Annotated in this window: 10 protein-coding genes (1 of these 10 only partly in view); 9 read left to right on the top strand and 1 reads right to left on the bottom strand. The window is 35.3% G+C overall.

Annotated features, from left to right (window positions below):
- The first annotated feature begins 285 nt into the window (after positions 1-285).
- The gene (locus NAG76_00070; GenBank protein ID URN94691.1) at positions 286-2067 is read left to right on the top strand and encodes an ABC transporter ATP-binding protein/permease; all 1782 of its coding nucleotides are present in this window, start codon (positions 286-288) and stop codon (positions 2065-2067) included.
- On the top strand, positions 2025-3974 hold the full coding sequence (locus NAG76_00065; GenBank protein ID URN94690.1) for an ABC transporter ATP-binding protein/permease: 1950 nt from the start codon (positions 2025-2027) through the stop codon (positions 3972-3974). Before NAG76_00070 ends, NAG76_00065 begins: the two co-directional genes overlap by 43 nt.
- Positions 3975-4023: 49 nt before the next feature.
- On the opposite strand, the gene glsA is transcribed toward NAG76_00065, so the two are convergent.
- On the bottom strand, positions 4024-4980 hold the full coding sequence (gene glsA, locus NAG76_00060) for a glutaminase A (protein URN94689.1): 957 nt from the start codon (positions 4978-4980) through the stop codon (positions 4024-4026).
- A 211-nt stretch (positions 4981-5191) separates the two neighbouring features.
- Here glsA and NAG76_00055 point away from each other — a divergent pair, with 211 nt between their 5' ends.
- From NAG76_00055 to NAG76_00025, 7 genes are all read left to right on the top strand, one after another.
- Entirely contained in the window at positions 5192-7000 is a 1809-nt protein-coding gene (locus NAG76_00055; protein URN94688.1) for a sensor histidine kinase, read from the top strand.
- Positions 6993-8579, top strand: coding sequence for a response regulator (locus NAG76_00050; protein ID URN94687.1), 1587 nt, complete (start codon positions 6993-6995; stop codon positions 8577-8579). The genes NAG76_00055 and NAG76_00050 overlap by 8 nt, the downstream gene beginning before the upstream one ends.
- Positions 8580-8678: 99 nt before the next feature.
- Entirely contained in the window at positions 8679-10022 is a 1344-nt protein-coding gene (locus NAG76_00045) for an extracellular solute-binding protein (GenBank protein URN94686.1), read from the top strand.
- 65 nt (positions 10023-10087) lie between these two features.
- Positions 10088-10969 carry a sugar ABC transporter permease gene (locus tag NAG76_00040; protein URN94685.1) on the top strand — a complete coding sequence of 294 codons (882 nt, stop codon included), beginning with the start codon at positions 10088-10090 and terminating at the stop codon, positions 10967-10969.
- 12 nt (positions 10970-10981) lie between these two features.
- Positions 10982-11818: a carbohydrate ABC transporter permease gene (locus tag NAG76_00035; protein ID URN94684.1), complete on the top strand. Its 837-nt coding sequence runs from the start codon at positions 10982-10984 to the stop codon at positions 11816-11818.
- Between the two features lie 20 nt (positions 11819-11838).
- Positions 11839-13599, top strand: a complete 1761-nt coding sequence (locus tag NAG76_00030; protein ID URN94683.1) for an alpha-galactosidase — start codon at positions 11839-11841, stop codon at positions 13597-13599.
- On the top strand, positions 13592-13911 hold the 5' end (the start) of the coding sequence (locus tag NAG76_00025) for an MFS transporter (protein ID URN94682.1). It continues 925 nt past the right edge of the window; the window shows 320 of its 1245 coding nt (coding positions 1-320); the start codon lies at positions 13592-13594; the stop codon falls past the right edge of the window. The genes NAG76_00030 and NAG76_00025 overlap by 8 nt, the downstream gene beginning before the upstream one ends.

The raw sequence follows: 13911 nt of genomic DNA, 5'->3' as shown, positions 1-13911 counted from the left end.
CAGTGCCAGCACTGGTTTTTTTCGTGTTTTATGCCAATACCTATACCAAATGGCTTCCTTATATATGTAACACTTGCAAGATTACAATAGAATTATGTCCAGAAGCATCTGGCGATAATGAAAATTAATCGTTAATATCTCTAGATTAAGATATTTAGAAATATAAAAATACTATTCAAGTTTACGGTTTAAATCGTTATAATAAAGGTACTGATGGATAATATTACTATCATGATCCATTTTAAAATTCAATAATAGCAATAACTTCAGAGAGGAGTAACTACGATGCGTACGTTAATAAGCTTTCTTCGAACCTATAAATTTTTTGTTGGTATTGCAGTTAGTATGATGCTAATTGAATTGCTTATTGAAGTTTTTCAGCCTTTCATGATGTCAAAAGTTATTGATGATGGCATCGTCGCTGGAAATATGAACGCTATGATAATGTGGGGAGGCATCTTACTTGGTACGACGTTACTCGCATTTATTATCGGAATTATTGGTTCTTTTTACTCTGCCCATGTCAGTCAAAACTTTGGATATGATATTAGGCAATCGCTTTATGAACGGGTACAAAAGATGAGCTTTCATACATTCAGTCACTTTCAAGAAGCTTCACTAATGACGAGAATGACTAATGATGTCACTCAGGTGCAAAATGCGGTCTTTATGGGAATGCGCATTATGTTAAGAGCGCCATTACTTGTTATTGGGTGTATGTTGATGGCATTTATTATTAATCCTTCACTTGCGATATATTTACTCATTGCTTTTCCGATATTAGCCGTTTTTCTAGCATGGGTAATGCTTCGCAATAATAAATTGTTCCGATTAGTTCAGGAAAAACTTGATCATGTAAACCGTGTGATGCAGCAAAGCTTAATGAGTATTCGCTTAATTCGTGTATTCGTAAGAATGGATCATGAAAATAATCGTTTTGAGCAACAAAATACGCAACTAAGAGATCGTACGATCGCGACATTACGACTTGCCGAACTTACGATGCCGATAGTAATTATCCTTGTTAATGGTTGTATTCTACTAGTGATATGGGTAGCGCGAGAACAAATTAATGCAGGAAAGCTAGTAACTGTTGGTGACATCGTTGCTATAGTCAATTATGCGTTGCGGATATCAGGTGCACTATCGATGATCTCGATGATTGTTACGAATATATCGCGTGCTGCGGCGTCAATGAATCGAATTGATGAAGTATTTCAAGTTGCAAAGAATGATAATGTTCGTTCTGATGAAAATGATGAACATAAGGAACCAATTCAAAAACTTGCAGGACATATTAACTTTTCATCCGTTAATTTCTCATATCCGCAATCTGAGCTTAAGACGTTACAGGATATTACTTTTGAAGTTGATGAAGGTGAGATGCTTGCTATTATGGGGTCTACAGGGTCGGGTAAATCTAGTTTATTACAATTAATTCCTCGAATGTATGAAGTGAATGAAGGAATCATTACCGTTGATCATCAACTTATTACCGATTACTCCTTCCATCAACTTCGTTCTAATATTGGCTATGTACCACAAGAGGTACTGCTCTTCACAGGAACAGTTACAGAAAATATTAGATGGGGAAAAAGAGATGCAACGATGGATGAAGTTATCGATGCGGCTAGAATGGCGCAAATCCATGAGACGATTATGAAATTACCTCAAGGGTACGATACGCTTATTGGACAAAAGGGTGTGAATCTTTCTGGAGGCCAGAAACAGAGGATGAGTATTGCAAGAGCATTAGTGCGTAAGCCACAAATCTTACTATTAGATGATTGTACTAGTGCACTTGATGTGGAAACTGAAAATAAATTGTTAGCAGCGATTCGACAATTAAGTTGTACAGTATTACTCGTCACTCAAAAAATGAGTTCTACAGCAATGGCAGATCGAATTCTTATTATTGATGATGGAAGAGTCATTGCAGAAGGGCAGCATGATGAATTGTTAATGCGCTCATCTTTGTACCAGAGGATCTATCAATCGCAATCGGTAGATAGGAGGGATGATTCATGTCCGAGTATCAGTTCAGCTCAGTTAATAAGTGGAAGATGAAGCTTGTATATTGGAAGAAACAATTCATGATTCCATTTCAATATGAGTCTCCTTCCTCTTTACTAGCCAGAGAAGAAGAAAGTAATTCCAGTGTTAAAGATACAAAACTGAAAGGATTGGGATTAGGTGGTGCACCAGGTCGAGCGCCTATGAAGGTGAAGCGACCTGATAAAATGCCAGCGACATTACGCCGAATATGGGGGTATCTTGCTACTTATCGAGTCGGTTTAATTTCTGTATTGATTATGATTGTGCTGGCTACAGGGTTCTCATTATTAGGACCTTATCTAGTCGGTTATACAATTGATAATTATATTGTTGGTAATCAGGAAGGTATACTCGGTATTCTCTTATTAATGGCGGGCGTATATGGATTACATGCATTAGTCAATTGGCTACAAAATATATGGATGATTACGATTTCGCAACAAACCGTTTATCGTATGCGCCATGATCTATTCCGTCAATTTCATCGGTTGCCGATCCCTTTTTTCACCAAACGACAGCAAGGAGATCTTATGAGTCGTGCTACGAATGATATCGATAATATAAGTTCATCGATGAATAGCTCATTTATTCAAATTTGTTCGAGTACACTAATGCTTGTCGGTATTATAGTCGTTATGTTGTTATTAAGCCCAATTCTTACATTACTTACGTTTTGCGTTATTCCATTAATGTTCTTTGGAATGCGCTGGATATCTGGTCGAACAAGCCGATTGTTCAGAGTACAACAACGTAATCTCGGAGCGTTAAATGGATTTGTCGAAGAAACGTTATCGGGGCAGAAGATTATTAAGTCATTCTCACAAGAAAATGTCGTGATCTCGCAATTTCAAGAACGTAATGAAAAAATAAGATTATCGGGATACTGGGCACAAGCGATTTCTGGATTTATCCCCAAATTAATGAATGGTCTAAATTCGTTAAGTTTTGCATTAATTGTTGGTGTAGGTGCATTACTGACATTATGGACCGATGCGATAACTGTAGGAGTAATTATTATTTTCGCGGAGTATGCGAGACAATTTACAAGACCACTTAATGATCTTGCCAATCAGTGGAATACATTATTATCGGCTATTGCGGGTGCAGAACGTGTATTTCAAATTCTTGATGAGCCGAAGGAAAATACAGATGAGCAGTCTGCTTCATCTGTTGAAGCAATAGACGGTAAAGTAGAATTCGATAAAGTTTGTTTCGAGTATGAAGAGGGTAGAAGTACGATTTCTAATATTAGTTTTACTGTGCAACCAGGCGAGACCGTTGCATTCGTTGGTCCAACTGGAGCAGGTAAGACTACATTGATCTCTCTATTGTCAAGGTTTTATGAACCGAGTAGTGGCAGCATACTTATTGATGGTAGACCAATTTCGAGTATTAAGCGTGAAAGTTTACGCTCTAATATGGCGTTTGTCTTGCAGGATCCGTATCTATTCGAAGGAACGATTATGGAAAATATTCGTTATGGTCGATTGGATGCCACTTCAGATCAAGTAATTGAAGCCGCTAAGCTTGCAAATGCCCATTCCTTTATTATGAGGCTGAAGGATGGCTATTCTACTACATTGAAATTAGGTGGAGCGGGAATCAGTCAAGGGCAGAAGCAATTGATAGCCATTGCTAGAGCGCTTATCGCAAATCCTTCTATTCTGGTGCTTGATGAAGCTACGAGCAGTATTGATACTGTAACAGAAATCAAAATACAAGAAGCACTAGAACGATTAATGAACGGTCGAACTTCATTTGTTATCGCCCATCGATTGAATACGATTCGTCAAGCGGACAAAATTATTGTGCTACAAGATGGTCAATTGCAGCAACAAGGTTCACATGAGCAGTTACTTCGTGAAGACGGTTTATATCGAAAGCTTGTACAAGGACAAATCGTTTTGGATGCCAAGTAAAAAAGCGTCGAGTTCGTAGAAGAAATTCTATTCACTCGACGCTTTTTATTTAGAACATGCTTAGATCATAATGCGAGGATAACTTCTCTAATAGATCAACACCTGCAATACTGTTTCCTTTGTTATTCAGTGCAGGACCGATAACACCAATTCCAATTGAACCTTGAACTAACGTAAGAATTCCACCGGCCACCCCACTTTTAGCAGGTAGACCAACTTGAATAGCGAATTGACCTGAAGCATTGTACATTCCACATGTCACCATAAATGATTTGGCGATTTGCACATAACGCTTAGGTACAATTTCTTCACGGGTAATTGGGTCGGTGCCATTGTAAGCAAGAATTAACGCCATTCTTGAAAGGTCCTTGCAAGTAACATCAATCGAGCAATGATGGAAGTATACATCTAATACCTCGTCCACGCTATGTTCTAGCACACCATTATCTTTCAAAAAATAAGCCATAGATCGATTTAGATCAGCGGATTGTAATTCTGACTGATACACATTTTCATTATATTGTAGGGAGTCATTATGAGCTAATTTACGGAAAAAATGAAGTACACGTTCAAGCTTATGTTGCTGTGAATCGCCTTGAATAAGCGAGGAGATAGCGATAGCTCCAGCGTTTATTAATGGATTGAATGGAATGCCTGGTTGAACAAGCTCAAGTTTTAACATAGAGTTGAAACTATCGCCAGTCGGCTCCATTCCAACTTTATTAAACACAATCTCTTCACCGTTATCCATTAAAGCGAGCAATAAGGTGAACACTTTTGAAATACTTTGCAAAGTGAATACGGTATTGACATCACCGACGCTAACTTCATTACCGTGAGCATCAAGCATATGGACTGCTAGAGCATCCTTATTTCCTTTTGCTAGTTCTGGAATGTAGGAAGCAACCTTGCCGAATTGGCTCAATGATTTACTTTGCTCCACCCACTCTGGAAGTAGTCCGCTAATATTAGGAAGCAAGTCTTGAAGCTTTGTTAATTTATCCATGGTTGTTCTTCCTCTCCTTAGATGTATCCAACGTCTCTATATATGATCTTATTATATGTAGTACTATAATTATTTTATCACGAAAATATGGTAAGCGACTCATGACTATCGTAAGTCATAATACATTACGATTGCTAATTAATAATTAATGTTGATATAGTATATGCAAAATAGTATTCATTCATAAAAAAATTCTTATTAGGAGAAATCAATGAATAATAAAAAAGTAAGTTGGTTTAAAAGGCAAAAAATATATTACAAAATCATTATGATATATTTCCCACTAGTTATTATTCCTTTACTTATTGTAAGTGGTATTTCTTTAATTATTAACTCGAATTCCACCATTGAAACAGCTGAAAAAAATGTTGCAGATGAATCAAAATTAATTGTTACCAGAATTGATAGTATTGTTAATCAGGCAGAAAGTTTCTCGATCAGTGCGATGCTTGATCTTAACAAGGAGGTAAAACTTAAGGAACTCCCCCCTGTTATTGAGAAACCTAATGAGATACTAATTAATGATGATTATGAGCTGCGCAATCAAGTTGAAAATCGGTTGGCCTACGCTCAAATGATTTTTCCAGAAGTAGAATCTGCTGTATATATTGATCGTAATTATTATATATACAAAACAGATAATCTTTTAGTTGAAGGAACTGTTGAAGGTATTAAAAGTGAAATGTTCGAGCAAGTAGAGCAAAGTAATGGTAGTATTGTTTGGTTTTCTATGCAAACAAGAGACTATTGGACGTTAGATAATGACCAGCCTGTTCTAACCTTAGGGAAGAAAATATTAGATACGAATACGATGGAACTAATGGGCTATCTCTTTGTTAACATAAATGAGAAAGCGCTTTCTAATGTTTACGATACAATTGGTATTGAAGCTTCCTCTGGTTATTATATCGTGGATGGAGAGGGTATGATTATTTCCTCTAACAATTCCGAAGACATATTAAGTTATGTTGACAATGGTCGATGGGAAATAATGAAGCATCAAGATAGTTATGTCATGAATACTACCAATACTGATGGCAAAGAAATCATTCAATCCTCTTTAATATTTGAAACACATGATTGGCGATTAATTAATGAAATTCGTATCGATGAATTAACGAGTGAAATATTAAAAGTATCTAGGTTAATCGTTATTGTTGCTGTTTTTGCGCTAGTGCTTGCAATTATAGGAGCGATTATTCTTTCTAGATCAATAGCTAGTCCGATTATTGTTCTTGCCAAACATATGAGTCGTATTCGCGATGGTAACTTGAACAAGTTAGTAGAAGTAGATTCATATGATGAGATTGGCGTGCTAAGCAAAGGTTTGAATATGATGCTCGTTCGCATTAGTGATTTGCTAACAAGTATTAAGGAAGAACAGACGAAGAAACGTGAATATGAATTAGCACTTATTCAAGAGCAGATTAAGCCTCATTTCTTCTACAATACGTTGGAACTAATCTACATTTTTTGTAAGTCAGGTGATGGTGAACGAGCAAGTAAAGCAACAAAAGCATTAGGAGATTTTTATCGTGTTGCGTTAAGTAACGGACGTGAACTGATTACATTAGGTGAAGAGATTAACAATTTGAATAGCTATCTATACATTCAACAAATGAGATATTCAGATTTATTTAACTTTACGATATCAGTTGATGAAAAGTTGAAAGAGTATATTATTCCTAAGCTGACACTTCAACCGTTAGTTGAAAATGCTATTTATCATGGACTTAAAGAAAGTAGAGGTTTTGGAAGTATTCATATTTCTGGATATATAGATGGACAACTTATTCATATTGTTGTGGCAGACAATGGTGTAGGAATGGAAGAAACTCAATTACAAAAAATTATGAGTAGCGAATCCCATGAGCAACATTTCGGAATGCGAAGTGTCAATGAAAGAATTAAATTGTACTTTGGTGAAAACTATGGTTTGAAAATTAAGAGTAAGCAAAATGAAGGTACACAAATAACAATTATTATTCCTAATCATGTGAGAGGTGAGCAACATGTTTAAAATGGTTTTTGCAGATGATGAGACACACTTTAGAACGTACTTTAGAAATGTAATCGATTGGAACAAGTATGAGATCGAATGTTGTGGGGAAGCAAGAAATGGCATGGAGATGATGGCATTAATAGAAGAAAGTGAGCCAAGTATTGTATTTCTAGATATTAATATGCCCTATATGAATGGAATAGAGGTTGCGCAAAATATAAAGCATTTGTACCCATCTATATTTATTGTCATGGTGACAGGGCATAATGAATTTGATTATATACACCAAGCGATGAAAATTGGCGTAGATGATTATATCCTCAAGCCATTTAATGATGAAGAATTGTTGCAAACCATTCAAAAAGTAAAATCCAAATTGGATCAAGAACGACTTGAAAATATTAAACGCGAGAACGAGCTTAAATTTAATAAGGATAGTTTGCTATATTACATGGTCAGTCATGACCTTTCCAAAGAAGAAGCGATGTTTAAAGATAAATTTAATGAACTCTTTCATATACAACCAGTAAGTAGATTTCAAAGTTTATGTATTGAAATTAATACAGAAAATGATATTGATGATAATGAAATGAAATTAAGAAAGTATATCGTTCATAACATATTATCCGATTTATTTCCGAATGAAAGAGATCGGTATTTTTTCTATGGCCCTGAGAATCAAGTCATCTTAATTGCTTTTGGTCATTATATTGCATCTACCAACAATGTTAGTGAGATTGCTATGCAACAATTATATGATGTGGTGAAAAAAAGATTTCGTTTCAATATTAATATTGGTATTGGAGAAATTTACGAAAGTGTAGTGGATATAAAAAAATCATACTTAGAAGCATTATTGGCTATTCAATATAAGCTATTATACTCGGATAAAGATGTAATCTACTACTCAGAACTTGAGACTACTAAGCTTGCTAATGGTTTTTATTCTAGCGATCTAAATGATGAACTACTTAAATGTTTACGTAAACAAGATAAAGAAAAGATTAATAGAGAACTAGAAAAAATACATCAGGATATCGTGAAAATGAATGTTTCAATCGAAAATGTTCAAATGATGATGTTGAGCCTTGTATCAGTCGTTATGATTTATTTGAATGAAAGTAATAACAAATTAGAAAATTTGTTTTCTGTAAATTATTCACCGATTGATGAGATAAAGAAGATGCGCTCCATTAAAATAGCGATGGAGTGGATTGGAGATTTGTATATGAGTGCATTGGATCTTACCAAAAAACAGAAGAATACGAAATCCTCGCAATTGTTAACTAAAGCAATGCAAATCATCGAGCAAAATTATGCGAATAGTGAGTTGAAAATCGAGGATATCTCTCGACAATTATTTATTCAACCACGATATTTATTGAAAATATTCAAAGAGGGAATCGGTATAAGTGCCAATGATTTTCTAATTGAGACAAGAATGAATCAAGCTAAGCGGATTCTATTGGAGGAAAACAATTTCAAACTTTCTTATATTGCTGAGCAAGTCGGTTACAATGATTTGGCTTATTTCAGCAAAAGTTTCAAAAAACATACGGGGTTTACGCCAAGTGAATTTACAGTAAAGAATAAATAATAGATTACGAAAAGTACAAATTAGTGCGGATTTATCCCTGTGATAATGATTAAAGATTAACTAAAATGAAAACGTATACAACACATAAGGGGGATAACAATGAAAAAGTTATTAAACAAAAGCAGTGTACTTATTGTCGTAATGATTTTGACGTTATTGGTTTCAGCGTGTGGATCGAATAATGGTAATACAACTGTAAATCAGCCGAAAAATAACGACAAAGGCAATGAAACAACAGATGGGGCTGTAAAACAAGAAACTATTAAACTTAAGTTTTATGCTCAATATAGTGGTGCGGAAATTGCCGTATATGATGCTGCTAGAGATGCTCTAAAAGAAGTAATGCCAGAAGTAGAAATTGAATTTGAAGTAGCTGGTCAAGATGACGAGCAAAAAATCAAAACTTATGCAGCAGCAGGAAATCTACCAGATATCTTCTTTGCTTCAAGTGCATTAATTCAAACATTCAAAAACTCAGATAACTTACTTGTACTTGATGACATCGTTGCTGAGCTAGACATTGAATCAAAACTTAATGAAAGCTCTAAAGCAATGTTATGGAATGAAGACGGAAAATCTTACACGATTCCTAACGTTGGTCAATGGGCAGGGTTAATGTATTACAACAAAGATTTGTTCGCTGAACATAATGTAAAAGTTCCAGAGAATTTTGATGAGTATCTAACTGCCGTAGAAACTTTCAGTGCAGCAGGAATTACACCATTAGCATTATTCGCTAAAGAAAAATGGCCTGGTCTATTATTGCTAGATATGGCAACGACGGGACATGAGCCTGGTGGTTTAAGAAAGATCGATAAAGGCGAAGGTACATTCTCTGATGCGGCTTACGTTCAAGCTGCTAAAAAAATAGAAACGCTAGTAGCGGCTGGTCTTTTATCTAAAAATGCTTTCAATACAACAGCAGATGATGCCAAAGCTCAATTCACATCTGGAAAAGCTGCAATGTATGTCAATGGTGCTTGGTCTATGGGCTCAGTAGCTGAAGTAATGGGTGATAGTGTTGGTATTCTATATACTCCATTCTCTGATGCTGGTCAAGAAGAAGCAGTGAAATGGAACGTAAGTGGTGGTGGATTCAATCAAGGATTCTCTGTTGCAAAAAACACGAAACACCCTGAAGTAGCTAGTAAGTATGCTGCACTATTCGCACTTGAATTTGCAAAACAAAGAGTATTGTTGTTGGCTGACCCTAACTCTATTCTAGTAGAAGAAGTTGTGCCGGTTAATGGATTAACTCCATTACAACAACAGTATGCTGATGATTCTAAAAACTTTAAGACAATGACTAGCTTCGCATGGGGAATTGAAAATGCTAAGTTAAAAACTGAAGCTGAAGATATTGCTCAAGTATTATTATCTGGAGAATCGGCAGATAAAGTTGTTGAAAAAATGGTGAAAGCAATTGAGAACTCAAGAAAATAATTAGCAAGTATTAATCAGGTTGCCTTTGTTGATTAAGGCAACCTGTTTATAATCAGGGAGGCTTTATGACATCAAAACAGAAATATAACTTAGCTGTTATTGTCTTTACAGTACCAACATTAATATTCTTTTCTGTTATGGTTATCTTTCCAATTTTACAAACGTTTCAGAAAAGTTTTTTCACTTGGGATGGATTATCGCCGGCAGTATTTAGTGGACTAGATAATTATATTCGTTTGTTAGATGATGATGATTTTTGGGTTTCTTTAAAAAACGGATTAATCTTTGCTTTAGTGTTAGTTGTATACCAAATGGGATTAGGAACATTGTTAGCTATTGCATTAAGTAATAAGAAATTAAAACTACGAAAATTACTTCGCACATCATATTTTGTTCCAGTTGTACTGTCAGGAGTTGTAGTCTCTCAACTATGGATCGCAATGTACAATGCTGAAGGCGGATTAATAAATAGCTTATTTAATTTATTGGGTATTGATTATCAGCAATCATGGTTAAGTGATAAGAACGGTTCGATTTGGGCAATCGCATTTACAAACGCATGGGCAAATATCGGTATTCACTTAGTACTCATATATACCGCTATTAAGTCGATTCCAGAGCAATTATATGAAGCAGCTACAATAGATGGTGCATCATTCTGGAGATCACATTGGAAAATTACAATTCCGTTGTTAGGGGAAACTTATAAATTCTGTTTAATTATTGCAATTACAGGTGGTTTAAACGCGTTCCAAAACATGTTTGTTATGACAAACGGTGGTCCAGGTAATATCTCATACACCTTAACATTTATGATGTATAAAGCAGCCTTCCGTTCGGGTGAATATGGATATGGATCTGCAGCTGCAACATTATTAGTCATTGAATGTCTATTATTCACGATTCTAATTAATCGTTTTATTGCACGCGAGAAAATCGTTTATTAATGGGAGGATCACATGAAGCTTAATCAATTCGCTAAAAACACATTAGTCTACGGTCCGCTCGGGTTGTTTTTTATCGTAAGTATTTATCCGCTTGTGTGGTTGTTATTCTACTCCTTCAAAAACAATGAAGAAATATTTTCGACAAACGTTTTTGGTATCCCGACGGAATGGAGATTTGAGAATTACACGAATGCTTTCAATACATTCGATCTCGTCGGTTTCTTTAAAAATAGTATGATTGTTTCAATTGGTACAGTAATCTTGACGGTAATATTATCTTTGATGTTCTCTTACGCTGCTGCCAGAATGCGTTGGAAAGGTTCAGAAATAGCTAAAATCTTTATGACATCAGGTATGTTTATTCCAATGCAAATCATTCTTATTCCTTTATTGATTCTAGTTAGAGATATGCATTTATCCAACAGTTATTTCGCTGTTATACTACCGTATGTTGCATTCCAACTCTCTTTTTCTACAATTATTTTCTATGCGTTCTTCAAGTCATTACCATATGAAATTGAGGAATCCGCAGCGATAGATGGTGCTAGTGTCTATACTATTTTCTTCAAAATAATGCTTCCATTAGTGAAGCCTGCCATTGCATCAGTTAGTATTTTTGTATTTTTATTTGCTTGGAATGAATTTTTAGTTGCGCTTATTATGATTAGTGATAATACACTAAAAACATTGCCGTTAGGCTTGCTTTACTTCCAAACTCAGTTCGGATCTGATTGGGGAGCTATGGGGGCAGTTATGGTAATATCAACGATACCTACAATAGTAGTTTACTTATTATTTTCAGAACAAATCGAGAAGGCACTTACTGTTAGTTCAGCAGTGAAGGGTTAATGTATTTAGAGGAGATGCATATGACTATACAGCAACAAGAGATTAAGTTTGAATTTATTGATTCAGATAATAATTTCAAATTTACTACGACACTACTACAAAGTGATTCAGGCGTTCAAATTTATCGGATATCAATGAAAAGACAGCAATATGTATTTCCAAAACCAGTTATTATGAAATGGTATTATCCTACTGTTGATATTGCAGGTTATTGGGATGCTGGATCTGGAAGAGACAAAGGACTACGTATTGATTTTCAGAAACCGATACAAACCAAATCAACTTCTTTAGCACCTGTCTGCTGTCTATACAACGAAAGTGACATCAACAAAGTAACATTTGCTCTGTCCGATGCGATGAATACGATAGCATTACGTGCAGGTGTGCAAGAAGAATCGGCAAATATCGAATTTTATACTGAATTCTTTATCGAAGCTTCTCCGCCAATTGATGAGTATATTGTTGATGTTCGTATTGATAGACGTTCAATACGATATGAGGAAGCAATAAATGATGTCGCTCAGTGGTGGGCAACTCAGCCTGGCTATGAACCTGCTGCTGTTCCTGAGATAGCAAAAATGCCGATGTACTCCACTTGGTACAGTTTTCATCAAAATGTAGATCCGAATGAATTACTACAACAATGTTACTATGCGAAGAAACTTGGCTGTGAAGCGATTATTGTTGACGATGGCTGGCAAACGATTAATTCTGAGCGAGGGTATGCTTACTGTGGAGATTGGAAAGTTTCAACTGAGCGCATACCTAATATGAAACAATTTGTTCAAGACGTACAAAATCTTGGGATGAAGTTTTTACTTTGGTATTCCGTCCCATTCGTTGGGAAGAAGAGTCAAGTATGGTCTACTTACGAAGGCAAATATTTGAATGACTACGATGTCGATACTTCAATATTAGATCCGCGTTTTCCAGAAGTAAGAGAATATTTAATATCAATCTATGAAAAAGCTTTGCTCGATTGGAATCTAGATGGCTTTAAATTAGATTTTGTTGATTCATTCGTTATGTCAGAAGAATTGAAATACTCTATTGGTGAAGGTAGAGATTATGATTCGGTGCCGGAAGCTGTTGACCAACTATTATCTGATACGATTTGTAGACTACAAGCGATTAAACCAGACATCATGATTGAGTTTCGTCAACAGTATATTGGCCCTATGATGAGGAAGTATGGAAATATGTTTAGAGTAGCAGATTGTCCAAACAACTACAGTCAAAATAGAATTGGTTCACTCGACATCAGATTGCTAGCTGGTATCACAGCTGTTCATTCCGATATGATGATGTGGCATAAGGATGAAAAGCCTGAAAATGTTGCATTACAATTTATTCATGCATTATTCTCGGTACCTCAAGTATCAGTTAAATTGCATGAAATGAGTAAAGAACAATATGAGGTCATAGAGTTTTGGTTGAATTTCTGGATTAAGCATAAAGAAACATTGTTAAGTGGGAAGTTAATCGCTTATTCACCCCATTATCTTTATCCAGTTGTGAATGCAACAACAAAGTTCGAATCTATTACCGTACTCTATAATAGTCAATATCTCAAAGTTCTAAGTATGGCACAGAGAGAAATAATTATTAATTCTAATAAGCAAGAAACAATAATAATAGACTTTACGAAGTCAGTACGAGGAACAAGTTATATACACAATTGTTTTGGTGAACTTATATCAAATATACCCATTAACTTTGAAGCGGGAATTCAATGTTTTAATGTACCTATTTCAGGTATGTTGAGTATTGAATATGACTAATGCCGAGCGATTATTTAGATGGCAATGGACGATATTTGCGCTTAGTTGGCTAGTTTATGCGGTAGTCTATTTTGGTAGAGTAAACTTGTCAGTTGCATTACCTGATATTCAAGAGGAACTTCAAGTATCACTAACTCAAATCGGTATTATTAGTACAGCTTTTTTCTGGATGTATGCTATTGGTAAATTAATTAATGGTATTATCGCAGATAAAATTTCTACAAAGTGGTTCGTATTCGTTGGGATATTCATAGCAGGAATATCGAACATTTGGTTTTCTGTAACGCATTCGTTAGTACTGATGATATTTAT

Origin of the sequence: Candidatus Pristimantibacillus lignocellulolyticus (assembly GCA_023639215.1) — a bacterium.
Classification (GTDB): Bacteria; Bacillota; Bacilli; order Paenibacillales; family Paenibacillaceae; genus Pristimantibacillus; species Pristimantibacillus lignocellulolyticus.
The sequence above is the reverse complement of the archived record's forward strand: the minus strand, read 5'-3'. Positions and strand labels throughout refer to the sequence as shown.

Bases quoted from the DNA above. Each gene is read 5' to 3' on its own strand.
- NAG76_00070 (URN94691.1), top strand. From the start codon at position 286: ATGCGTACGTTAATAAGCTTTCTTCGAACCTATAAATTTTTTGTTGGT.
- NAG76_00065 (URN94690.1), top strand. From the start codon at position 2,025: ATGTCCGAGTATCAGTTCAGCTCAGTTAATAAGTGGAAGATGAAGCTT.
- glsA (URN94689.1), bottom strand. From the start codon at position 4,980: ATGGATAAATTAACAAAGCTTCAAGACTTGCTTCCTAATATTAGCGGA.
- NAG76_00055 (URN94688.1), top strand. From the start codon at position 5,192: ATGAATAATAAAAAAGTAAGTTGGTTTAAAAGGCAAAAAATATATTAC.
- NAG76_00050 (URN94687.1), top strand. From the start codon at position 6,993: ATGTTTAAAATGGTTTTTGCAGATGATGAGACACACTTTAGAACGTAC.
- NAG76_00045 (URN94686.1), top strand. From the start codon at position 8,679: ATGAAAAAGTTATTAAACAAAAGCAGTGTACTTATTGTCGTAATGATT.
- NAG76_00040 (URN94685.1), top strand. From the start codon at position 10,088: ATGACATCAAAACAGAAATATAACTTAGCTGTTATTGTCTTTACAGTA.
- NAG76_00035 (URN94684.1), top strand. From the start codon at position 10,982: ATGAAGCTTAATCAATTCGCTAAAAACACATTAGTCTACGGTCCGCTC.
- NAG76_00030 (URN94683.1), top strand. From the start codon at position 11,839: ATGACTATACAGCAACAAGAGATTAAGTTTGAATTTATTGATTCAGAT.